The sequence below is a fragment of the Marinomonas sp. S3726 genome, from assembly GCF_000967665.1.
Lineage (GTDB): Bacteria > Pseudomonadota > Gammaproteobacteria > Pseudomonadales > Marinomonadaceae > Marinomonas.
Map to the genome: position 1 here is coordinate 114,519 of NZ_JXYC01000005.1, position 23,822 is coordinate 138,340.

The 23,822-nt window shown below is 41.1% G+C and carries 24 protein-coding genes and 1 riboswitch; of the genes, 15 read left to right on the plus strand and 9 right to left on the minus strand.

What is annotated here, in order from left to right:
• The first annotated feature begins 158 nt into the window (after window positions 1–158).
• Window positions 159–662: a transcription antitermination factor NusB gene (gene nusB, locus TW85_RS05135; protein ID WP_046016017.1), complete on the plus strand. Its 504-nt coding sequence runs from the start codon at window positions 159–161 to the stop codon at window positions 660–662.
• A gap of 130 nt (window positions 663–792) precedes the next feature.
• On the opposite strand, the gene TW85_RS05140 is transcribed toward nusB, so the two are convergent.
• Window positions 793–1,206 carry a DM13 domain-containing protein gene (locus TW85_RS05140; protein WP_238326162.1) on the minus strand — a complete coding sequence of 138 codons (414 nt, stop codon included), beginning with the start codon at window positions 1,204–1,206 and terminating at the stop codon, window positions 793–795.
• A gap of 228 nt (window positions 1,207–1,434) precedes the next feature.
• Between TW85_RS05140 and thiL the strand changes: the two genes are divergently transcribed.
• A complete protein-coding gene (gene thiL, locus TW85_RS05145) occupies window positions 1,435–2,385 on the plus strand; it encodes a thiamine-phosphate kinase (protein ID WP_052701883.1) in 951 nt (316 codons plus the stop codon).
• A gap of 84 nt (window positions 2,386–2,469) precedes the next feature.
• Window positions 2,470–2,949: a phosphatidylglycerophosphatase A gene (locus tag TW85_RS05150; RefSeq protein WP_046016019.1), complete on the plus strand. Its 480-nt coding sequence runs from the start codon at window positions 2,470–2,472 to the stop codon at window positions 2,947–2,949.
• Window positions 2,950–3,022: 73 nt separating this feature from the next.
• Here the strand turns inward: TW85_RS05150 and TW85_RS05155 are convergent, their stop codons facing one another.
• Complete coding sequence (locus tag TW85_RS05155) at window positions 3,023–3,922, minus strand: LysR substrate-binding domain-containing protein (RefSeq protein WP_046016020.1); 900 nt, start codon at window positions 3,920–3,922, stop codon at window positions 3,023–3,025.
• A gap of 164 nt (window positions 3,923–4,086) precedes the next feature.
• On the opposite strand from TW85_RS05155, the gene TW85_RS05160 reads away from it, so the two are divergent.
• From TW85_RS05160 to TW85_RS05170, 3 genes are all read left to right on the plus strand, one after another.
• Complete coding sequence (locus tag TW85_RS05160) at window positions 4,087–5,010, plus strand: DMT family transporter (protein ID WP_046016021.1); 924 nt, start codon at window positions 4,087–4,089, stop codon at window positions 5,008–5,010.
• 116 nt (window positions 5,011–5,126) lie between these two features.
• The gene (locus TW85_RS05165) at window positions 5,127–6,059 is read left to right on the plus strand and encodes an SPFH domain-containing protein (RefSeq protein ID WP_046016082.1); all 933 of its coding nucleotides are present in this window, start codon (window positions 5,127–5,129) and stop codon (window positions 6,057–6,059) included.
• A gap of 2 nt (window positions 6,060–6,061) precedes the next feature.
• Window positions 6,062–6,508, plus strand: a complete 447-nt coding sequence (locus tag TW85_RS05170) for an NfeD family protein (RefSeq protein WP_046016022.1) — start codon at window positions 6,062–6,064, stop codon at window positions 6,506–6,508.
• Between the two features lie 74 nt (window positions 6,509–6,582).
• On the opposite strand, the gene TW85_RS05175 is transcribed toward TW85_RS05170, so the two are convergent.
• From TW85_RS05175 to TW85_RS05205, 7 genes are all read right to left on the minus strand, one after another.
• The gene (locus tag TW85_RS05175; RefSeq protein WP_046016023.1) at window positions 6,583–7,068 is read right to left on the minus strand and encodes a DUF1456 family protein; all 486 of its coding nucleotides are present in this window, start codon (window positions 7,066–7,068) and stop codon (window positions 6,583–6,585) included.
• Between the two features lie 102 nt (window positions 7,069–7,170).
• The gene (locus tag TW85_RS05180) at window positions 7,171–7,983 is read right to left on the minus strand and encodes an amino acid ABC transporter permease (protein WP_046016024.1); all 813 of its coding nucleotides are present in this window, start codon (window positions 7,981–7,983) and stop codon (window positions 7,171–7,173) included.
• Window positions 7,984–8,078: 95 nt separating this feature from the next.
• Window positions 8,079–8,873: a transporter substrate-binding domain-containing protein gene (locus TW85_RS05185; protein WP_197477843.1), complete on the minus strand. Its 795-nt coding sequence runs from the start codon at window positions 8,871–8,873 to the stop codon at window positions 8,079–8,081.
• Window positions 8,874–9,014: 141 nt separating this feature from the next.
• Complete coding sequence (locus TW85_RS05190; protein WP_052701884.1) at window positions 9,015–10,085, minus strand: iron ABC transporter permease; 1,071 nt, start codon at window positions 10,083–10,085, stop codon at window positions 9,015–9,017.
• Between the two features lie 6 nt (window positions 10,086–10,091).
• The gene (locus tag TW85_RS05195; RefSeq protein WP_046016025.1) at window positions 10,092–11,063 is read right to left on the minus strand and encodes an ABC transporter substrate-binding protein; all 972 of its coding nucleotides are present in this window, start codon (window positions 11,061–11,063) and stop codon (window positions 10,092–10,094) included.
• A 31-nt stretch (window positions 11,064–11,094) separates the two neighbouring features.
• Window positions 11,095–11,871 carry an ABC transporter ATP-binding protein gene (locus TW85_RS05200; protein ID WP_046016026.1) on the minus strand — a complete coding sequence of 259 codons (777 nt, stop codon included), beginning with the start codon at window positions 11,869–11,871 and terminating at the stop codon, window positions 11,095–11,097.
• A gap of 108 nt (window positions 11,872–11,979) precedes the next feature.
• Complete coding sequence (locus TW85_RS05205) at window positions 11,980–12,657, minus strand: energy-coupling factor ABC transporter permease (RefSeq protein WP_046016027.1); 678 nt, start codon at window positions 12,655–12,657, stop codon at window positions 11,980–11,982.
• A 62-nt stretch (window positions 12,658–12,719) separates the two neighbouring features.
• Window positions 12,720–12,950, minus strand: a riboswitch (cobalamin riboswitch).
• Window positions 12,951–13,182: 232 nt separating this feature from the next.
• On the opposite strand from TW85_RS05205, the gene TW85_RS05210 reads away from it, so the two are divergent.
• The 9 genes from TW85_RS05210 to carA all read left to right on the plus strand — a co-directional run bounded on the left by TW85_RS05210 (window position 13,183) and on the right by carA (window position 23,808).
• The gene (locus tag TW85_RS05210) at window positions 13,183–14,733 is read left to right on the plus strand and encodes a 2-isopropylmalate synthase (protein WP_202904831.1); all 1,551 of its coding nucleotides are present in this window, start codon (window positions 13,183–13,185) and stop codon (window positions 14,731–14,733) included.
• A gap of 72 nt (window positions 14,734–14,805) precedes the next feature.
• Window positions 14,806–15,648 carry a hypothetical protein gene (locus TW85_RS05215; RefSeq protein ID WP_052701885.1) on the plus strand — a complete coding sequence of 281 codons (843 nt, stop codon included), beginning with the start codon at window positions 14,806–14,808 and terminating at the stop codon, window positions 15,646–15,648.
• 338 nt (window positions 15,649–15,986) lie between these two features.
• The gene (locus TW85_RS05220) at window positions 15,987–18,353 is read left to right on the plus strand and encodes an MMPL family transporter (protein ID WP_046016029.1); all 2,367 of its coding nucleotides are present in this window, start codon (window positions 15,987–15,989) and stop codon (window positions 18,351–18,353) included.
• Window positions 18,354–18,389: 36 nt separating this feature from the next.
• A complete protein-coding gene (locus TW85_RS05225; RefSeq protein WP_084616124.1) occupies window positions 18,390–19,229 on the plus strand; it encodes an outer membrane lipoprotein-sorting protein in 840 nt (279 codons plus the stop codon).
• On the plus strand, window positions 19,229–20,581 hold the full coding sequence (locus TW85_RS05230; RefSeq protein ID WP_046016030.1) for a DUF1302 family protein: 1,353 nt from the start codon (window positions 19,229–19,231) through the stop codon (window positions 20,579–20,581). Before TW85_RS05225 ends, TW85_RS05230 begins: the two co-directional genes overlap by 1 nt.
• A 43-nt stretch (window positions 20,582–20,624) precedes the next feature.
• Window positions 20,625–21,293 (plus strand): TetR/AcrR family transcriptional regulator, encoded by a 669-nt coding sequence (locus TW85_RS25320; protein ID WP_052701886.1) that lies wholly within the window; start codon window positions 20,625–20,627, stop codon window positions 21,291–21,293.
• 7 nt (window positions 21,294–21,300) lie between these two features.
• Window positions 21,301–21,759, plus strand: coding sequence for a ribosomal protein S18-alanine N-acetyltransferase (rimI, locus tag TW85_RS05240; protein ID WP_052701887.1), 459 nt, complete (start codon window positions 21,301–21,303; stop codon window positions 21,757–21,759).
• A 3-nt stretch (window positions 21,760–21,762) separates the two neighbouring features.
• Window positions 21,763–22,368: a DJ-1/PfpI family protein gene (locus TW85_RS05245; protein ID WP_046016031.1), complete on the plus strand. Its 606-nt coding sequence runs from the start codon at window positions 21,763–21,765 to the stop codon at window positions 22,366–22,368.
• A gap of 297 nt (window positions 22,369–22,665) precedes the next feature.
• Complete coding sequence (carA, locus tag TW85_RS05250; protein WP_046016032.1) at window positions 22,666–23,808, plus strand: glutamine-hydrolyzing carbamoyl-phosphate synthase small subunit; 1,143 nt, start codon at window positions 22,666–22,668, stop codon at window positions 23,806–23,808.
• The last annotated feature ends 14 nt before the right edge of the window (window positions 23,809–23,822 follow it).

Here is a 23,822-nt window from a genome sequence, read left to right on the forward strand (position 1 = left end):
TCTGATGAAAATTGCTACAATCGCGCATCTTCTTTCTTGGGCTGTAAATTCTTGCAGCACAAACAGAAAAATCGAATAGACTAAGACAAGTATTGATGTGGACCTAGCTTTGCTTAAAAAGCGTTAGGCGTACATCTATTTGCAATATTGAGGCAAAAATGAGCGAAGTGGATAAAACATCTGAACAGAAAAAGCAGCCTAAGCGTAAAGCGAAGAAGCCTTCACGTTCTCAACTACGTAGTGCAGCCCGTAGCTTCGCATTACAAGCTGTTTATCAATGGCAAATGAACCACGCGCCAGTAAATGATATTGAAGCGCAATTTGCTGTAGACCACGACCTTGGTAAATGTGATAAAGCATATTTCCGTGAATTGCTGCAAGGTGTGACTGCTAAAGCAACAAGTTTGGATGATTTATTTGAAGAGCTATTAGATCGCCCGCTAGCTGAGCTAGATCCGATTGAGCTAGCAACTCTGCGTATTGGTTCTTATGAATTAGCTGAGCGTTTGGATGTCCCTTACCGCGTAGCGATTAACGAATCTGTTGAATTAGCGAAATCTTTTGGTGCTTCTGAAAGTCATAAATACGTGAATGGTATTTTGGACAAGCTTGCTCAAAGAGTGCGTCGTGAAGAGATTGCAGCACGTCGAGAAAGTAAGTAATACTTATTTTCTCGAAGGTGTTAAAAAGCCCCTATTGCTGACAATAGGGGCTTTTTTTATGCTCTATGCTTGGTAAGGGATTTGCGAATAAGTCCTCCCGCCACAGCGTGTGGGATTAATCGCAGGTTCCTTAGTGTATTGGGCTAGTTCCCCATAACTTGCTATAGGCTTCGCAGTGGAAAACGAGAGATTTAAACTGCTTCACATCAATACCTGCAGGGATTTCGTATTCGCTCTTACCTTCAAAGCTATTTACTAAAGAGATAAATACTGCATCATTCGTGGCGTTATTGCCATTGACGCTATTTGCATCTTGTTTAGATAAGAATATTTTAACATCTGGACCTTCCTTAGCTTCAAAGTTGTCTAATAGTTGAATGTATTTCTTGCCACCCCTTTCACTAATTCGCCAATCGCCTTCGACAGCATCAGATCCCCAAGAGCGAAAGTCTGCTTCTAGCTCTCCCCAAAAAAGCACCTTGTCGGCAGCATTAACGGATGTAAAACCGAATAACAGGATAAAACTCAGAATTAAATGTTTCACACTCACCTCTTATATTAATAAGCAAATTCTTAATAAATTTATCAGACGCTGAAATCGTAAAAATGTTCCTTCACGGCCTAAGTTTAGTGGCTTATCTTGGCTTTACTCTATTTATTCACATCAATTTACCATGACAAAGGGTGTTAATTAGGTTCAAAGAAAATATACTGCGTCATGAATTTTTATCTGGTTTAGTGCTTTAACAGATTCGATCTTTAGGTGGCATGAGTGAAAGAATTTGAGTTAATCGAAAATATTTTTAAGAATGCCCAAATGGCAAGTATAGCGGGCCGCCAAGATCTGATTTTAGGTATAGGGGATGACTGTGCGCAAGTCCAAATACCAACAGGCCAACATCTTGTTTTCTCTATGGATACCTTGGTTGAAGGTCGTCACTTTCCTTTTGATGCGGATCCTGCTGCTATTGGCTATCGTGCAGTCGCTACTTGCGTGAGTGATCTTGCCGCTATGGGGGCTAAGCCCGCCTTTTTCACTTTAGGTCTGACTCTGCCGGACTCTGATCCTCAGTGGTTATCTGCTTTTGCACAAGGCATGTCTGAATTGGCTGAGCCAATTGGTTTGGTACTCGTTGGTGGTGATACGACTAAGGGGCCTTTAACCGTTAGTTTGCAAGTACATGGTTATATTGAGCCTGAATTTGCCATTACTCGAAGTGGGGCTAAAGAGGGTGATGATATTTATGTTACTGGTGTTTTAGGCGATGCCGCTGCTGCGATTCCCATTATGACGGGAGAAATGATGGTGAAGGGTGATATATATGAGCATTTTTATGATGCTTATTGGCGCCCAGAGTCACGCCTCATTGCTGCTATGGCCCTCAAGCGTGTTGTCTCCAGTATGTTAGATGTCTCAGATGGTCTGGTTCAAGATATTCAACATATTCTTAAGGCATCCTCTGTCGGTGCACAAATTGATGCGGGTTTAATTCCTGTGTCTGAGGCTTTATTACAATGGCAACCGGACTCTGCTCTCAAATTAGCTTTAACGGGTGGGGATGATTATGAGCTTTGTTTTACTGCGCCTGAGTCTGCGCGAGAGGAGATTGCTTTAATCACGCAGACCTTACACCTACCTTGTAAAAAAATTGGTCAGATCACGAGTTCTGGCTTTGTTGTACAGGGTTATGATGGTGAGTTTGAAGGTTGGCAGCACTTCTAGCTTCCCCAAGTTTCAAGTGCGAATAAGAAAGACACGAATAAAAAGAAATTAAAAAAACTGATTATTTTTTAAGGTAAAGAATAAATGGCAAATGATGTTCCTAAGTCCGTATGGCGCAATCCAATTCATTTTCTAGCGTTTGGTTGTGGGTCGGGTACGGTTGATAAAGCGCCGGGTACTTTTGGTACGCTGGCGGCGATTCCTGCTTACTTATTAATGCAGAACCTTGATTATCAAGTTTATTTTTGGCTTTTGTTAGCTAGTTTTATTGTGGGTGTTTATCTTTGCGATAAAACCAGTAAAGACCTAGGGGTACATGATCACCCAGGTATCGTCTGGGATGAGTTTGTTGGTTATTGGATTACTATGTTTTTAGCGCCAGCCGGCTGGTTATATATTATAGTGGGCTTTGTCTTATTCCGTATTTTCGATATTTTAAAGCCTTGGCCTATCTCTTGGGTTGATAAGCATGTGCATGGCGGATTTGGCATCATGATAGATGATGTACTAGCAGGTGTTCTTGCCTTCGCAGCCTTACAAGGCCTGATACAAATGGGGCTTTAATATTTTTATTGCTGTCAAAGTGATTTCTCTCTTTGGCAGCGCTATTTTCTTTGCTGCTATATCTTTCTTGCGGCTAAAGATGTCTCGACCTTTCAAACTCATCTAGTAACCACGCTTTTAACTGCTTTGCTGCTGGGCTTAGTTTTGTCTGCTTCGGATGAACGAGATAGAAATTCTTGCTATTAGGGAGTTTGTAACCGAAAGGCTCAACTAACTCATCCTGTTCTAATTCCTTTTGTACCAATGCTCTATTGCTTATTACCACCCCTTGGCCATGTTTAGCGGCATCGATAGCCAGTAATGTTTGGTCAAAATGAATTTTGGGTATAGCTTGTCTCTCATTTCGGCTAATTTCGCTGAAGTGATCTAGCCATTCATCCCAACAAGGGTGCAAGGTGTTTACGATAAGGCTTGTTTTAGTTAGATCATTTGGCTGTTTTAGCTGGTGGCGTTTTAAATATTCAGGTGCACAAAATAAGCGTATTTCATCATTAAGTATGAGCTGAACATTCAGCTTTTTATCTTTGCCATCAAAGTGACGCAAGGCTAAATCTGTGTTTTCGTTTTGAAAGTCGACCGGCTTGTTAGAGGCATTAATGTGCACTTCTATATCAGGGTGTTGTGTCATGAAGGTGCTCAACCTAGGGCTTAACCATTTAGCTGCTAAGGTTTGAGTAAGAGACAAGTAAACACAATTAGAGGCGTTTAGCTTATGCTTTTGGCTTGCTGCACCAATTTGCTCTAATGCCGGGGCAATTTGGGAGAAATAGGCTAACCCTTTGTCTGTTACTACTAGCTGTCTAGTTTGACGTTCAAATAAGGCATAACCTAACCAGTCTTCTAACTTTTTAACTTGCTGAGATACGGCGCCAGCTGTGATATGAAGCTCTTGAGCTGCTAACTTAAAGCTGGCAAAACGCACGGATGCTTCGAAAGCAACTAGGGCATTTAAAGGAGGTAGTGGTTTTTGCATAGTAGCTCTTTCATAAAAAATATCTTAAAGTCTTTTATACAATAGTTTATCTATTCTATAGGACAAGATAAATCGTTTGTACTTGAGGCGCTAATCTCAATAATGAATAGAGTATTTATAGGCACAAAGTAATTGAGCCTAATTCATTATGAGGCTGAAAGAATATGAAGTATTTACCCCTAATGGCGTTTTGGTTACTGGGTATCGTTTGGGGCAGCAACTTTATTTATATGAAGATGGCTGCTGAATATCTTAGCCCATTGCAAATTGTCTTTTTACGAGTGGCATTTGGTTTTGCTCCAGTCTTTATTTATGCCTACTTTTTAGGTGTATTGAAGCGCTCGCACTTTAAACATTTGCCTCACTTTGTTGTCATGTCTTTGTTAGCAACCAGTGTATATTACTTTAGCTTTGCTAAGGGGGCTTCTTTGTTACCTTCGGGTATCGCTGGGGCACTAAGTGGCACCATACCGCTTTTTGCTCTCTTATTTAGTGTCTTATTTTTGGCCGAAGAAAAAGCCAACCTCATGCGAGTGTTAGGACTGCTTTCTGGTTTAACTGGTGTCGTTTTAATTGCTAAGCCTTTTGCTGGTGATATTGGTGCAACTAATTTGGAAGGCGTGCTTTATATGACACTAGGCTCAATTAGTGTGGGTGCTTCTTTTATTTATGCTAAGCGTTATGTCCTACCTTTAAATATTCCTGCAGCAGCGCTCACCACTTATCAATTAGCCTTAAGCCTGATTATGTTAAGTATCATTACCCCTTTTGAGGGGATTGAACAGATTACTGGAGATCTACATGCAAGCTTAGGTTTAATCATTGGTTTAGGCTTGCTTGGTACTGGGCTAGCCTATCTTATTTACTATTTTATTATTGCTAAGTCTGGACCGGTAGTCGCCTCGTCTGTGACTTATATTCCCCCTGTAGTTGCTTTAGTAATAGGTGCTTTTTTAGGTGAAGCAATAGGTTTATATGAAGTGTTTGCAACCGCTTTGATTCTTGTTGCCATTTTGTTGATTAACAAGAAACAAGCGAGTGAGAGTGAGCCTTCAGTATTGAAGGGAAAGCATTTAAGAGAAAGCTGAGTTCGGCTTCCTAGTGTATCAGGTTAGATATTTAGAGGGAGAAGGTGTATTGTCTTGGGCTTCAAATATAACTATGGATAGTTAATAAAAGGAAGCTTAAGGTGCAAGAATTAGAGATGTATTTGTCTTTGTCGACAATTATCAGTATTTGTTTATTTATCTTTGTTTTAGTCGTGCTAAAAAGTGGTATCAAGTTTGTACCGCAAAACCGCGCTTGGGTGATTGAGCGTTTTGGTAAATATCAGTCAACCAAGGAAGCGGGTTTAAATTTCATTATACCTTTCATTGATTCGGTTGCTGCGGATCGTAGTTTGAAAGAACAAGCTCAAGATGTACCTAGCCAATCTGTTATTACGAAAGACAATATCTCATTAGCGGTAGATGGTGTGCTCTATTTCCGTGTGCTCGACCCTTACAAAGCTACTTATGGGGTTGATGATTATACTTTTGCTGTAACACAACTTGCACAAACAACTATGCGTTCTGAGCTGGGTAAGATGGAATTAGACCGTACTTTTGAAGAGAGAAATCAGCTAAATGCCAGTATAGTGACAGCGATTAACCAAGCGGCAGAACCTTGGGGTATTCAGGTGCTGCGTTATGAGATCAAAGACATAGTGCCACCTAACTCCATCATGGAGTCTATGGAAGCCCAGATGAAAGCTGAGCGTGTGAAACGTGCGCAAATTCTTGAATCCGAAGGGGATAGACAAGCGGCGATTAACGTTGCAGAAGGTCAGAAGCAAGCTCAGGTACTCGCAGCAGAAGCGGATAAAGCAGAGCAAGTTTTAAAAGCAGAAGGTGAAGCGAAGGCGATTCTTGCGGTTGCTCAAGCGCAAGCTGAGGCGCTGCAGTTGGTGGGTGAGTCTGCTAATACCACACCGGGCCAAAAAGCGATCCAACTTGATTTGGCAACAAAAGCAATTGAAGCTAAACAGGCGATTGCTAAAGAGTCATCTGTGGTGTTATTACCCGAATCGAGTACAGACGCAACTGGTATGGTGGCATCAGCAATGACGATTATTAATACCTTAAATAAAAAGGACTAGTCATGCTCGAGTACCTAGCTCAAGGCTTTATTATCTTAGGGATTATTCTGATTACGGTTGAGGTCTTAGTATTAGGGCTATCAACCTTTGTCTTACTTTTTGCCGGTGTTGCCATGATTTTATCAGGTAGCCTAATGGTATTTGAATTAATAGAGACGAGTTGGATCTGGGCTTTCTCAGCGACTACGGCTTTTACTTTTTTGCTTTCGGTTTTATTTTGGAAGCCCCTTAAGGCAATGCAAAATAAGGTAGAAGTGAGCGAAAGTAAGACAGAGTTTAGCGATAAAGAGTTTGTGCTAGAGCATGATGTGGATATTAACGGCGAGAGCCAATATCAATACTCAGGCATCATGTGGCAGCTGAAAAGCCAAAATGAGATTAGCAAAGGCACCTTGGTAAAGGTTGATAAAATCGAGGTGGGTGTGCTTTGGGTGAGTGAGGTGAAATAAAAAGACTCATTTTAGCTTCTCTAATAATGTTTAGTTAGAGAAGCTTATGAGATAGGGTCTAGTTTTAAATTTTCCTAATCTTCAAAATCACTATCTGTCATAGGGCCACGATGTTTGATCTGTAGGCCTTTAACAAACTGTCTTAAGATTTGATCTTTACAAGGACGGAAATGTTGGTGGGTGGGTTTTCTGAAAAAAGCACTTAGCTCATGCTTGCTTAACTTGAAGTTAGCTAATGCCATTAACTCCATGATGTCATCAGAGGTCAGGCTAAAAGCAATTTTTAGCTTGGTAAATACCATGTTGTTATTCAATTTACTTTCAACGGGTGGCTTAGGGCCGTCTCGCTGGCCACGTTTAAACACGATTAAACCATTTAGAAAGTAGGCCAATAACTTGTCGTTACAGGCTTTAAAGTCTTTATCAGCATAATGCTTTAGTAGACTACTTACTTCAGCACGATCTACCGTATGTTCAGCAAGCGCAAAAATTTTAATCATACTCTTGTCATTAAGGTCAAGTATGTAGCGGATACGGCGAAGTACGTCGTTATTTGTCATGAAATTGTCTACTAAATAGTGATTGAAAGTGAGTGTTAATTATACGGGTATCTGTTCTATTGTCCTATTTTATCTTAGGGATTTAAAATAGGACCTATTGGGTCAAAGCTCTTGTTTCTGTTTTCGATTCAGATATTGCTCAAACCCACGAATCAACAAAGAAAGCGTGATCGTAAGACAAAGATAAACAAAGGCGACTACATTATAGGTTTCAAAAAACTGGAAACTGGAAGAGCTATAGACTTTACCTAGTTGGGTAATATCTTGTACCCCAAGCGCTGAAACTAAAGCTGAGTCTTTGATCATGGCAACAAAGTCATTACCCAGAGGTGGTAATATTTTTCTGAAGGCCTGTGGGAAAATGATAAAGCGGAATCTCTGCCAACCATTAAGACCGAGCGCTTTAGCTGCTTCAATTTGGCCTTTATCGACCTCTTGGATACCTGCACGAAAAACTTCCGCAATAAAGGCGCTGTAGCTGATACAAAGCGCTAAAATAGCACGCCAAACCATACTAAAGTCACGGGTTCTAGCTTTATCAAGCCATTGCCACTCGATCGGTTTTTGCATGACCCAGTTGTAAAAATCCACAAGCTCAGGTGCACCAACAAAGGCAATGTAAAAAAGCAGCACTAGAACCGGTACGCCACGAATCACTTCTACGTAAAACCTAGCCACTTCTCGAATTAATCGATAGCGAGAAAAACCAGCCAAAGCCATCAAAAGCCCTATCAAACAGGCGATCAGAAATGCAATTAAAGTTACTGTGATGGTAGTAACTATCCCCTGACTTAGGGTGTTGAAAATTTTCTGATAACCCGTATCCGCTGCAATATTCCATGTCAGTAAAATACCACTCACGATAATTGCGAGTAGCCACCAAGGCAGACGATTGAATGAATATTTTGAGGTCATATAAAATGTAATTTGTAGTCGCTAAGAGATGTGCTTTTAAGCAAATAACGCCCCACTACCTAAGGTAATGGGGCGTTATTTTAAGGGTGCTTTCACTATTTGTTTTTATAATCAAAGAACCATTTTTTATTTAAGGCTTCCAGTGTGCCATCTGCTTTCATGCTGGCAAGAGCGGCATTGATTGGAGCACGTAATTCAGATCCAGGGGTTAAAATAAAACCAAACTCCTCTGTGCCTAATGGACCGCCAATGACTTTAAACATACCCGGGTTAGCACCCATGTAGCCTTGTGCTGAAGTGGAATCCATAAGTACTGAATCAACATCACCTGTCTTAAGGGCTTGAACAGAAGGGCCAAAGTTATCAAACAATACGATACGTGGGTTGGCTTCGTTGCCATCTAAAACATTATAAACAGCAACATAGAAGTTAGTTGTGCCAGGTTGGGCGCCAAATAAAAAATCATCATCTTTGGCAAACTCTTCGGCATTATTGAATCTGTCTTCATCAGCTCGAACTAGCATGTATTGCTGAGATACTAGATAAGCATCAGTAAAGTCAATTTGCTGTTCACGCTCTTCATTGATTGTGATGCCATCCATTCCTACATCAAACTGGCCTTGTTTGACCGCTTGTATCATGGTGTCCCAACTACTTAGCTGCCAATCTACTTTGGCATTTAAGCGGTGTGCAATCTCATTAAAGGCGTCATATTCCCAACCTATGCCTTTGCCTGTTTCAGGATCAGCAAAGTTAAGCGGCGTGTAGGCATTTTCAGTGACCGCCACTATGGTTTGACCATTCAAATCAGGCAAATCATTTGCCATCAAGACAGTCGGTACACAGGCGAGAGTAAGTGCTAAAAGACGTTTAAATGGCATAGTGATCATAATCTTCCTATCGACATTGTAAGAGGGTTCAAATTTGGTGAGGAATAATACGCTGAAATGCAAAATTCTGCACTTTGAAATGGTGGTTTTTTAACCATGGTATTAATTTAATTTGCTTTATTTACTCCGCTAAAACCGGATTTAATCTTTTTTCAGAATCAGGTAGCAAAAATAGGCTCCACCTATGCCGCCAGATAGGATGCCGATGGGCAGTTCTTGTGGCGCTGTGAGGTTCCTAGCTAATAAATCCATATAAAGTAGAAAGCCTGCACCAGCGAGGAAACTCAGAGGAATCAGTGTACGGTTATTGCCGCCAATCCAGTGACGTAAGATATGGGGTATGACTAGCCCGATGAAGCCAATTGAGCCAGTTAAAGAGACAATAACACTGGTAAGTAGGCCTGTGCATAATAAGAAAATGATCTGGTAACGTTTTACTGGAATGCCTAAGGTATGAGCGCTTTGGCTACCCATCATTAAAGTGTTAAGTACTGGGGCCTGCCAAATTAACCAGAGGCAAGTGCTAATGACTGTGATACAGGGTAATAACAAGTTCCCCCATTGAGCACGACCAAGGCCACCTAGCATCCAAAAAAGAATAGAATTAGCTGTACTTTGATCTCCTAGATAGATCAAAAAGTTAGTTCCAGCCATGAGTAAAAATGATATAGCGACACCGGCTAGAATGATTTTATCTGGTGATTGGTTGGTCTTTTTGCTAAGTAGTGCAAAGAGGAAGAGAAGGGATAATAGACTGCCTAAAAAGCTTGCTATGGTGAGAGAGTAAATACCTGCAAATAAGCCTATATGAGCTATGACTATTACCGCTCCTAAAGACGCACCTGAAGAGGCTCCTAATAAAAAAGGGTCAGCTAAAGGGTTGCGTGTAACGGCTTGCAATACGGCACCTGCTACCGCTAAACCACCGCCAGCTAGTATGGCTAGTATGCTTCTAGGTAGTCTTAGTTGCCAAATAATACTGGTATGTATTGGGCTAACTGCAGAGGCAAGTTCTGGGTCTATTGGAATCTGAAGTAAGTGATACAGCTTGATCTTAAAAATATTCACAATATCAATGAAGGTGATATTAGAAACACCTTCACTGATATTCAAAAAGAGCCCGAGTAATAGCAGTCCCAGCAATATAATGCTAAGTAAGTGTTTACTTACTATTGTATTGGGGTGAGATCCTTGAGACTGAATTAAGCTCACACTAAGTTACTCTGGGAACATTTGTTGAGAAAGTTTTTTTATGGCGCCAATGTTTAATGGCCCTGGTGTGATTTCCCCATATTCAAGTGGTAAGAAACGTTTATTTTTAACCGCACTTAGTTGAGACAGTAATGGGTGGTTTTGTAAGAAGTTCCAAGATTGTTTCCAACCACCTTTGTCATAATCAACCAAAATCAGGAAGTCAGGATTAGTGTCCATAATAGCTTCAATGCTCACCTTGCCCCAACTCGTATCTAGGTGATCCATTACATTGATACCACCTGCCGCTCTGATTAACGCGGTAGGCATACCAAACCTTCCTGAAGTAAATACTTTATCTTCTCCTGAATCATACAAAAAGACTTTAACTGGTGGTTTGTCTTTTACTGACGTTTGAATTTCTTGGATTTCATCCTGCCAAGTGTTAACCAGTTTTTCTGCTTTTTCTTGTACCCCAAAAACGGCGCCTAAACGAATCATGTCATCGTATAAAAGTGCCATTTTTGCATCTTCACCTTGTTTGTCTAAATGAACACAAGACTCACTTAGCTCTAAGGTTTTGATATCAAAGCGTTCAAGCCCTTGTGGTGTCACATCTTCGCCAATACGCATGCCGTAATTCCAGCCGGCAAAAAAGAGATCAGGGTTAGCAGATAAGATATTTTCTAAGCTTGGATTTTTGCTCGCTAATTCTGGAATGCCTTGGCGATCTTTATCAAAGCTAGGAGAGGTTTTATACCACCCTGTAATGCCTGTTAGGCCTACAATCTGGTCTTGAAGGTCGAGTGCAAAGGCCATTTGAGACATGTTTTGATCATGAATAACGGCTCTTGTGGGAGCTTGGTCAAAGGTAATGCTTCTATCACAGCTGGTTACAGTGACAGGAAAGTCGCTTGCACTTACTTGAAAGCTTGCCCCAAGGCTTAATACACCTAGTGTTAGAAGAAAAGAGTGCTTAATCAGTTTTAAAGAAGTCATATGTTTCTCAAATTATGGTCTGAGCCAATGGTTAGTAACTTGTTAATGGCTCTGTGTGAATGCTTAAACAGTCATGTTGATTGGTATAGGTAGTCGCTTTTACTTTAAATACCTGCTTGAACAGTGACTGGGTGAGTATGTCTTTTGCTGGACCTTGCTGTATTACCTTGCCTTGGCTCATCACCAGTAGCTTGTCACAAAACCTTGCTGCTAATTGGATGTCGTGCAAGCTAATGATTAAGGTGATAGGCAAGGACTTAAGTAAATACATAAGTTCTATTTGATGTTGTATATCTAAATGATTGGCGGGTTCATCTAACACTAAAATTTGGGTGTTTTGAGCAAGGGCTCGAGCGATTAAGACACGTTTCTTCTCACCACCTGATAGGGTGTGGAAGACTTGATGCCTAAGTGAATCCAATTTTAGTTTATCTATGGCGTAGTTTATCCATTTCTGAGCCTCATCATCGTGTCCCCAAAGCCAATGTCGATAGGGTGTTCGACCAGACTCAATCACTTCTTCAACCGTTAAGTAAATGTCACTTGGCATCTCTTGCATCACGGCACTGATGAGTTTGGCCCGTGATTTCTCTTTAAAAGAAGACAGTGTTTTACCTTGGATACTGATTTGCCCAGTAGTATTGGCGTTAAGCCCAAGAATGCAATGGATGAGTGATGATTTACCCGCACCATTAGGGCCAACTATGCCTAGAGTTTGCTGCTTAGCAAGTTCAAAGCTGACATCTGATAATAGGGTTTTACCATTATCTAAGGTCAAACTAATTTGCTCTGCTTTAATAAAGGACATAATTGTTTCGCTAAGGTGAATAATGGATTAGGCAAAGCAAACTGCAATGCCTAAAAATTGCCAATCAATAAATGGTCATCAACTCGTCATTAAGTAGATACTTAGTGATTAGCTTGCTTGATAAAGGCGCTTATATACCAAGCCAGTACCTTGCAATCCGTTAATTGCTTTTGCCGCCGCGAGGATAGCGAGATCGACAAGAGGCTCAAGTAAAACAACGGTTAGATAAGCACCTGAGAAGGCGCCAACAGAGGCTAGGTTTTCGGCGTTAAAGCCTTGACCGTAAAATGCCCAGAAAGCGACCCAAGCGACAATACCACCTTGATAAGTGAGAGACAGCTTGAATGCTTGAGAGTATTTGATGTCCACATAGGCTGTATTGTCACTGATAATTTTTCGAGCGATGACAGACATAGCAAAGAGAGGTAAAAGTAGTGTTGTCACATTCATGCCAAATTGAGGCAGGTCGAATGGGGCAAAGAAAACACCTTGTGCTAATAAACCACCAATTAGGCCAATGGCGGCGGCTGCAGGGCCTAAAATCAGAAATAGAGTTGAGCCTAGAATAAGGTGAACTTCTGAAACACCGACTGGATGGTGCGGGAAGACCTGAAAAAAGACGAAAACAGAAAGAATGGCTAACATGCTTCTGATCATAAGTGTGCTTAAGCCACTTTCTTTAATACTTTGATACGCTGATTTAGCGACTAGGCCAAAGGATACTGTAGCGGTTGCGTAGCTAAGCAGAAGCTTGGCTCCTGTTACTATTTCTGGTTCGATATGCACTTTGCATCTCCAATTATTATGATCATACACACCCGTATGACGTTAAAAAGGGTGGCGAATTTCGCCCTGAAGTACGTATAGGCCGGTCTCCGGACTGAATAAGATAAGTTCATTCCTTCCCAGTTTAGATTAAATAGAGGCTACTTAATCTAGCTAGTGAAATTGAACAGTGCTACTTGCTCTTATATACCGTTGCGGGGGCAGTACGGGCTTTACTTCTTCCTGAAGTGCACCTGTTTCCCGTTTAACTTTTGTTTAAATCAGATAATAAAACCTATTTTTAGATTCAAACTTAAAGCACCTAACGCGATAAACTCGTTTATGAGTTTAATTAGGCGAGAGAGTAACCATTTGCAATGGTCATCGCAACTTATCTAACTAGATAAAAATTCACGTTAAAGAGAATATTACTTTATTCATTGTGTTAGATTTAATCTGACATGGGTTAACCAAACCGCACTAGAATAAAAACAGACAGACTATTCTTTTTTCGGGTAGGAAAAGGCTAGATGAAGGTGGAGTATTATGGCAGATAATAATTTAATCATTTTTGATACAACCTTGCGTGATGGTGAGCAAAGTCCAGGCGCATCTATGACGCAAGAAGAAAAACTGCGTATCGCGAAAACATTAGAAAAAATGCGAGTGGATGTTATCGAGGCGGGTTTTGCTATTGCAAGTCCTGGAGACTTTGCATCAGTAAAGGCAATTGCAGATAGTGTAAAAGATTCAACCATTTGCTCTTTGTCTCGTGCATTAGATAAAGATATTGACCGTGCTGCAGAAGCACTTAAAAATGCCAATTCAGGGCGAATTCATACCTTTATTGCAACCTCTCCGATTCATATGCAGTACAAGTTAAAAATGCAACCAGAAGACGTGGTTGCACAAGCGGTACATGCGGTAAAACGTGCACGTAATTTAGTGGCAGATGTTGAGTTTTCTTGTGAAGATGCAGGGCGTTCTGAACTGCCTTTTTTATGCCAAATCATTGAAGCGGCGATTGATGCAGGGGCCTCAACCATCAATATCCCAGACACAGTGGGTTATGCTTTACCTCATGAGTTTGGCGATAAAATTAAATACCTACTTAATAATATTCCTAATGCTGATAAAGCCATCTTTTCTGTGCATTGCCATAATGACTTGGGCTTGGCCGTGGCGAACTCAATTGCAGCGGTTGCCAATGGGGCGCGCCAAGTTGAATGTACTATTAATGGTTTAGGTGAAAGGGCGGGTAATGCATCACTTGAAGAAGTGGTGATGGCCCTAAGAACTCGCCATGATTTATTAGAGCTTGATACTAATATAGATACTAGCTTTATTGTGCCTGCATCTCGATTGGTTTCAAGCGTGACAGGCTTTCCAGTACAACCAAACAAAGCCATTGTTGGCGCTAATGCTTTCGCCCATGAGTCAGGCATTCACCAAGACGGCATTTTAAAACATAGGGAAACCTATGAAATTATGCGGGCCGAAGATGTGGGGTGGAAAAACAACAAACTCATAATGGGTAAACACTCTGGTCGTAATGCCTTTAAATCAAAAATGGAAGAGTTGGATATCAACTTTGAAAATGACGAAGCGCTGAATTCCGCCTTTGCTCGATTTAAAGAACTAGCGGATAAAAAGCATGATATTTATGATGAAGACTTAACCGCGCTTATGTCGGCTGAACGTAGTTTTAGCGATAACAAAGATCACTTTAAGTTTGTTTCTATGACCTCCTCATCACAAACAGGGTCCTCACCAAAAGCTAGCATAGTGATGAATGTGGATGGTAAGGAACACAGTGTTGAGACAACAGGGGACGGCCAAGTTGATGCACTATTTAAAGGGATTGAGTCTTTAGCGCATTCTCATGCGAAGCTGAGCTTGTACTCAGTGAATGCTGTGACTCAGGGGATAGAAGCGCAAGGGGAAGTAACAGTACGATTAGAAAGAGATGGTCGAATTGTTAATGGTATGAGTGCGGATACTGATGTTATTGCTGCCTCAGCAAAAGCTTATATTAATGCGTTAAACCTACTTTGGAATGAAGTCGATAAGGCGCATCCCCAGCCACACCATTTATGATAGACTTGCCCCTGATTAAAGGCTCTGCCTGATAATCAGGGGCATTTACGTCATAGTGTGTATTAAGGTGGAATGAAAACAGTGGCAAACTTATCGTCAGAGCAGGCTTATTGCTTAGATCAGATGGGCATTTCTCGATGGCAAACACCGATAAATGAACATGCCTTTGTTATCCATAGGCCAGTTAACCCTTGGCAGACTCCACATACAGACAATACACATGATAGCCTTGAGCAATCCGATGTTTTTCCTCATGAAATAAGTTCAAAGCAAACTCGCTCAGATGGTTTTTCTCCTGCTCAAGTGAGTGCCAAAATAGACTCTGCTAGCCAAAATAAAACAGTGGCAGGGTTAAAGCAGGAACTAGAAGCGGAAGCGGGAGTTATCGTTGAGGATTTGCAACCCATTGAAGAGTTATCGGTTGCGATAGAGCCTGCTCCCGTTATTGTTGAAGGTCTTCCACAACAGCTACATTGTTTTAGCCTATTGATTGAAAATAAACTGCTTATTTTATCTGATGTTCCTATGGGGTTTCATGATAATGCCGAAATCGAAAAGCTGGCATTGAAAATGGCCCAAGCCTTACTTAAGCAAGCTTTGAGTGAATGGCAATCAGGCACTTTTAACTGGCCTGGACAGCTTAGAAATCCATTCTTTGACGATAGAAGTGATTGGTTATTAGGGGCACTTGAGAGCCATATCGAAGCACGTTTAGGTGAAAGTCATCAAGATAAAGGTGCGCCTTTATCCATTGTTCTAGCGGGTCAAAATATTCAGAAAGTGTTTGCAGAAATTGCCAATAAACCTCAATTTATCCATACCAAGCAAGCAGAAATTGTTAGCCTGCCTCAGCTGTACCGAATTCCTGAACTTAAAGCAGACGCATGGAAAGCACTGCAAAGCTTAATTGTCTAAGTGTTCGGTCTTTGTTAGCGGTTATTAAACCGTTCCTTTTTAGCATTCTTAAAAAGAAAATACCCTGTTGTCACTTCTTCATTCACCGTATTGGGTGCTGATTCACCGAGCCTTTACTTCTATCTTCTTTATTTAAAGCCTCTCTTCTGTCAAATAAATCAATCTAAATTATTGATTTATTTGACTTCTTTTCATCAAGTCCAAGATATGCTTAAAAACTTAATTAAGCTATTCCTAATCTTTATATTGACAGTGTAAATTTTATATATACGATGTAAATATACAGCACAAATAAACAGTGTAAATATTTTTATTGTAACTTTCTCAGGGAGAATGAAATGAATCGCTTTAAGTTAGCTTGGGCACGCTTTGTGGTGACAAGGCCTTGGCCTATTTTTGCTTTGACAGGACTGTTGCTCGGTTTTGCAATTTTATCGATTGTTAGTAGGCCGATTCCTTATGACAATTCGAATGAAATGTACTTCTTGCCCAATGACCCAAGTTTATTGGCATTTAATGAACTAACGGATTTGTTTGGTGACTCTGAGTATCTCTCTATTGGGGTTGAAGCACGGGCACAAGATCAAGACGTTTTTAGCCAAGATACGATTCATCTGATCGACTCATTAACTCAGATGCTTGAAGAGCATGAGGTGGTGACTCAGGTTAGAAGCCTCTCGAAATATCAATATACCCATAACGATGATGGTTTATTGGCAACAGATGATTTATTTGAAGAGCCAGATGCCGTCACTGCGCAAGATCTTGCTAAGGCAAGAGTGATTATGGCGGGGGAAAAGTTAGCGCTAAATACCTTGATAACAAAGGACTTTCAGCAAGTCAGGATACTAGCTAGAACAGAGTATCGGGCGGGTGATAATTCACACAAGGTACAGATTGTGACTGATTTACTCGATTTCATTGAAACGCAAAAATTTGCTGAGCAAGGCTATCAATTACATCTCGCTGGTATGCCTGTAATAGGTGAGCGTTTTGAAACGCTAACCAAAGAAGATATGGCTTGGATTAATCCAACAATGGCGCTTGTCATGTTGGTTATCCTTTTCCTTACCTTTCGTTCTATTACTGGAACCTTAGTCCCTTGGCTGGTAATAGGTATCTCCATTATCAGTATTACGGGTATTCAAGCCTATTTTGCTTGGCCTTTTACCGCGGTGAACTCTGCCTTAGTGCCTACCTTGATTATCATAGGTATGGGAGTCAGTGTGCATGTGTTGGTGGAGTTTTATCATTTTCGTGGCAAAGGGTTAGTACCAAAAGAAGCGGCTTATGAAACCATTACACACCTGTTTCAACCTGTTTTATTTACCGCTTTAACTACCTCAATGGGTTTTGCTGCTTTAGCCATTACCGAGCTATTGCCCGTAAAACAATATGCCTATCTAGCGGCAATGGGGCCACTGATTATCTTTTTGGTTGCCATGACAAGTCTACCTGCCTTGTTAAGCTTTATTCCTTGGATGCCCAAACGAACGCAAACAGCTTTTAAAAATGATTTAGTTGGGCGAGTGACTCAAAGCATTCCTGCTTTCACTTATCGTAAGCGTTTGCCGATCGTTTTTGTTGGGGCAATTGCCTTACTCTTCAGCTTATTCTTTGTTAGTAAGATTACTGTGGATTCCAACTTTATTACCTACTTTAAGAAGGACAGTTGGATCACCCAAGATATGCATTATTTTGATGAGCATTTTAAAGGAATCTCTAACTTAGAAGTCATGGTTGATTCTGGTGTTGAAGACGGCGTTAAGGCACCTGAATTCTTACGTCGGGTTGAATCACTACAAGATTACTTAGAGGGTTTGCCAGAGGCGGGAGATACTAACTCTTTACTCGACTTTTTAAAGCAGATACGCCAAGCCGTATCTGAAGATAATCCAGATTTTTTTATCTTGCCTGATTCAGCGCAAATGACAGCTCAACTGCTGCTTTTATATGAAAACTCTGGTCCAGATGAAGACCTTTCTGATTTGAAAGATTTTGATCAAAGGCATCTGCGTTTAACGGTTCCTCTAATCAATATGTCAGCTAGCCAGATGACACTTTTATTAGAGCAAATTAATACAGAGATAGAAGCTGAGTATTCAGATCTTACCGTAGAGATTACAGGGCCTATGGTGATGTACAACGTGCAAGATAGGTACATTAATGAAGGCATGTTTAATTCCTTTAGTATTGCGCTTCTATTAATAGGTTTGAGCTTTTTTGTGCTGTTCCGTTCGGTTAAATATGGACTGATTGCACTTGTTCCGAGTGTGGTTCCTATTTTAATGGCAGGTGGCGTTGTCACCTTAATGGGAATCTCATTAGACCTTGGCACCATGATAGTGGGTGCTATGACCATGGGCATTGCAGTAGATGATGCCATTCATGTGGTCAGCCGTTACCTACTTGCACGTTCTCAAGGTGCCGATGTGAATCAGGCGATAGGGCGAGCTATGAATGAGTCAGGTCGTGCCGTTGTCTTTACTTCTGTCATCTTGGTCGTTGGCTTTAGCGTCATGTTGCTAGGTTCCTTTATCCCTTACATCAATACTGGTCTATTTTCTGCCGTCATCATGGGACTGGCATTAGTAGGAGATCTTATCGTCTTACCTGCTCTGCTTTATATGATAGATGGCAAAAAAGACCTCTCTTTGGCTGCCAAGATGACACACACAAATTCGAGCCAACCTTTATCTAAGTAGTGTAAGCACCCGTGAGCTAAATAGGAGTAATTTGAAATGAAGATCTTTAATTATAAAACAATGCAAAAGAAGACAGGTCTTACCTTTGTTTATTTTGGTTTAATGGCCGCAAGCTTTATGAGTTTGCCTACTCATGCAGTAGAGCTAACGGCTAAGCAAATTATGCAAAAAGTAGATGATAGAGACACGGGTGAAACCATAGTGTCAGAAAGTGTTTTGATTTTGATCGACAAGAAAAAGCGTCAGCGAGTGAGGGAATTAAAGCTTTTTTCGAAAGAGTACAATGAAGTTGATAAAAGTGTGTCTTTTTTCTTATCGCCAGCGGATGTGAAAGACACAGCTTATATGTCGTTTGATTGGGATGATGATGCCAAAGAAGATGACTCATGGCTTTATTTACCCGCTTTACAGAAAACAAATCGAATCGCAGCCAGTGATAAATCTGGCGCATTTATGGGGAGTGACTTCTCTTATGCTGATATAGATGGTGTGGACGTGGAAGATTTCACCTATCGTCTTATCAAAGAGAGTGAAGAGGTAAACGGCCATGATTGTTGGGTGATTGAATCGATTCCTAAAAGTAAGGCCATTATTAAAGAAACTGGCTACCTGACAACAACTTCTTGGGTGCGTAAAGATATCTTTATGCAGGTTAAAGCCATCATTAAGGTTAAAAAAGGCAAACGAGTTAAATATTTCCAGGCTAAGGATATAGAGCAGATTCAAGGTATCTGGACGGCGAAAACCTTGCAGATGGTTACGACCAAGCGTAATAAGCTAGAGCATTCAAGCGTATTAAAAATCAATGCGGTAGATTATCAAACCAAGGTTGATGACAAAATGTTTGAAAATAGCCGTTTGCAGAGAGGCTTATAATGAAGAAGCCGATATTTCAGAAACCAGCCAGCGCAAATGCGCTGGCTGGTTTTATCTCCTTAATACTGCTTTCTTCAAGCTCTCTTTATGCTAATGACGATTTTTTTGCGGATATTGAAGTTGAGTATGATGAAGAAGAGTCCTCTCTTGCGGATTATCAAATCACGGGGCATTTCAAACAGGGTGTAAGTTATGGCGTGCAAAAACCTTCTACTTCGGGCTTTGATCGTGATGACAAAGGGGTAGAGGAGCTAGATACCAGTCTTTATTTGGCATTAGAAAAAGATGTGTCTGACGAGGTTTTGCTAAAAGCCTCATTTGATTTGTCTCTTGATTGGGCTAACTGGCGGACGGGCGAGCTTAGCTACAATAGTGACGACACTGATTTTATGTGGCGTGACTTATATCTAGATTGGGTCAAAGAGGATTTATGGATAAGGGCGGGTAATCAAATTCTTGCTTGGGGGGAGTCGGATGTTTTGGCTATCACGGATGTGGTGAATCCAAGGGATCTCTCTAAATTAGGGCAGGCCGATCTAGAAGATATTCGGCTGCAAGCACCTGTGTTATTCGCCTCTCACCCTTGGTTAGGTATGCAGGCTGAAGTTGCTTTTGTTTATGATGCTGACGCGAATGAAATGGCGGGCAGAGGGGAGGAGTTTGATCCTTATATAAATTATACCAATGCAGGCTTAAGGGTGAGTGAGCAGGAGCCGGATCACTCTCTCGAATTTGTTGGGCGTTTATATAAAAGCTTTAATGGTGGTGACTTTGCCATTACCTTGGCTGATGTTAACTGGGATGAAATAAGTGGCGCCGCTTTTATTAATACTAATGAGTTAGTGTTTCAGTCTTCTAGAGTTAAGGTGTTGGGAGTATCGGGTAGTTGGGTAAAAGGTGATTATTTATTTAAATATGATATTGCTCAACACTGGGATAAGGCTTTGCAGCCAGATAGTGTGACTTCGGCCCCTTGGCAAGAATATGATCAGACTTTAGCTGCCTTGATTCTTGAATACTCAGGTATTGATGAATGGGTGCTGACGTTTGAACTAGATTCTAGTTATACCCATGATTACTCAGACTCAGTTGCCTCTAAAGAGCAAACAAGAGGGTATTTTGCTCGCGCGAGATGGACAACCTTAAATGATCAGCTTACCTCTCAATTCAGTGTATTAAACCTTTTGGGAGGAGAGGGCCAAATATACAGACTCAGTAGTGACTATGATATTCAGGATGGTATGAGCATTGGGTCAGAATATGTGGCTTATCGGGCGAATTCTGAGTCAGATGACTTATATGCTTATCGCGATCAAGATGTGGTAAAGTTGCGTTATTCATATCATTTTTAACTCAACTTAAGACATTACCCGTAGAAGGTAAGCAAGGAATATTGTGAACAAAAGAGTCGCCTATCATCATGGAAATCTGAAAGAAACCCTAGTGGTTGAAATGTTGTCTTTATTAGAAGAGCAAACATTAGAAGAGATTTCTTTACGCAAACTGGCTAAGCATGTGGGAGTCACGCCCACTGCTGTGTATAACCATTTTGCTGATAAGCATGCTTTGTTAGCCGCAGTATCTGTTGAATGTCTTAAGCGCTTTGCACAGTACCTTGAAGAAGGTCATGACGAGAATGCTAAGCCAATTGACCAGCTCGTGAGCTTAGGGAAAGCCTATTATTCCTTTACTTGTGAATTCCCTCATATGGCAGGTGTTTTGTTTGACTATGTGATACCGCCAGAGTATGTGGATGTAGAACAAATTGAAGCTGGCATGTTGGCAGAAGCAACGACTCGTAAGGTAGTGTGCGATCTCTTGCTAGAAAGAGATATACCTCTTTCTAAAGAAAGTGAAGCCTTAGGGACTTTTATGGCATGGAGCTTAAGTCACGGGATAACCGCATTATCCTCTAAAAAAATGAACCAATCTGCTTGTATAACCGAACGTTGGCCTATGGTATTTGCCATGGAGAATCAAGAATCGATCGATTATGTATTTGATAATATGGGATACATTCTAGTAGAAGGCCTAGTGGCCTGCTTGAAAAAAGACGCGGAATAATTGCTCAGTGGAATACATTTATCGTCAAGCTAGACTGGATGATCTTGCAGCCATTGTTGCTCTTGATCTGAGTGCTAACCCTCACCCTTGGGGAGAAAAAATAGTTACTCAAACAATTGAGCAATCTTCTCGTTTTAATCTAGTCGTATTGGATCAGTCACAAAACCTTTGTGGTTGGCTAACAGCGAGCCAAGTATTAGATGAAGCTGAGTTAGAGCTTATTATGATTGCGCCTCAAGCGAGACGACAAGGTTTAGCAGAGGGTTTGATGAACACTTGGTTAACAAGTATTCGACCTATTCCAGTACACCTTTGCTTATTAGAAGTAAGAGAGTCTAACCTCTCAGCCTTATCCTTATATAAGAAGTTGGGGTTTACTCAGGTTGGTTTACGCAAAAACTATTATGTAGCAGACAGTGGTAAAGAAGCCGCTGTGCTAATGAATTTAACTTTAACTAAGGATTAGCCCATGCCAAGAGTATTAGTGCCAATTGCTAATGGTAGTGAAGATATTGAAGCTATTACTATTATTGATGTATTACGTCGTGGTGGAGTTGAGGTTGTTGTCGCTAGTGTTCATGACAGCCTGCAAATTACAGCAGCAAGAGGCAGTAAGGTAGAAGCCGATGTGCTTTTGTCTGAATTAGAAACCTATACCTTTGCTGATGGTAGCCACTATAGCGTGGGTGAGGCTTTGGATGAAAATGTCATGTTTGATGCTATTGCATTGCCAGGTGGCTTGCCGGGTGCTGAACATTTAAGGGATTCTGAGCTGCTGGTGGATATTTTAGAAAAACATGATATTCATGATGCAATTTTAGCGGCTATTTGTGCGGCACCTGCTTTAGTACTAGGTACTCACGGTTTTGTGATGGATAAGCAGGCAACCTGCTATCCTGGTTTTGAAGAAGGTCTAACAGGCGCTCAATATGTGGCTGATCAGCCTGTAGTAATGGATGACAATATTATGACAAGTCAAGGTCCGGCCACAGCTATGGTGTTTTCATTGAGTTTGTTAGCGAATTTGATTGGTTATGAAGAAACGCAAGAAGTTGCAGCAGGACTTTTGTGTTAATCCATACGAATTGAAGGGACTTTTCTGGGTATTTGCCCTGTTCATTATTAAAACAATGGGGCGTATACTAATCTTGACCTTAAGGTCAATAGAATCTTAAAAAAAGAGCTTAAATAACTGTCATTAAATCGGTTATTTGCTAGACGCTTGAGCCAGATAAGAGTAAAATTGTTCAGATTTTTGGGCAGTTTTCAATTGCGGGATTGTCCAATGAAACCGCTATTCAAAAAAGCGAGATGCACCTTCGGGAGCGTCTCGCTTTTTTGCAACCAGATAGGCATAAAACGGGAGGCTCCTTTGGCAACATCAGCGATTCTAGCTCTAGAAGACGGCACTATATTTAAAGGCGTGTCGATCGGGGCAGATGGCTCCTCAACTGGCGAGGTGGTATTCAATACCTCTATGACCGGTTATCAAGAAATTCTTACAGATCCTTCCTACGCTCGACAAATCGTTACTCTTACTTATCCTCATATCGGTAATACCGGTGTGACAGAAGAAGATGAAGAATCAGATAGCATCTGGTGTAACGGCTTGATTATTCGTGACTTGCCACTTGTTGCAAGCAGCTGGCGTAAACAAGAAACTTTAGATGCTTACCTAACACGTAAACATGTTGTGGGCATTGCAGATATTGATACTCGTAAATTAACACGCATCTTACGAGAAAAGGGCGCACAAGCTGGCTGTATTATGGCGGGTGATGACGTTCTATCTGAAGAAGTTCAGGCTAAAGCTTTAGCCGCTGCACGTGCCTTCCCTGGGCTTAAAGGCATGGATCTCGCCAAAGAAGTAACAGTTAAAGAACAATGTGAATGGACTGAATCAACTTGGGACCTAGTAAAAGGTCACACAACACCAAGTGAATTTGACTTCCATGTTGTTGCCTATGATTTCGGTGTGAAGCGCAATATCTTGCGTATGTTGGTTGAGCGCGGTTGTAAAGTGACCGTGGTACCAGCGCAAACACCTGCCGCTGATGTTTTAGCCATGAATCCTGATGGTGTATTCCTATCTAATGGACCTGGTGATCCAGAGCCATGTGATTATGCGATCACGGCAATAAAAGAAATTTTAACCACAGACATTCCTGTGTTTGGTATTTGCCTAGGCCATCAGTTGTTGGCATTAGCAAGTGGTGCTAAGACCAAGAAAATGAAATTTGGTCACCATGGCGCTAACCACCCAGTGCAAGACATTAAAGCTGGCACTGTGATGATTACTAGCCAAAACCACGGTTTTGCGGTTGATGAAGATAGCCTTCCTAGTAACTTGGAAGCAACGCATAAATCATTGTTTGATGGTTCTTTGCAAGGTATCGCAAGAACTGATAAGCAGGCCTTTAGCTTCCAAGGACACCCAGAAGCTAGTCCAGGCCCTCATGATGTTGCACCTTTGTTCGATCAGTTCATTGACTCTATCAAAGCCACTAAAGCCTAAGCAGGAAACAAATT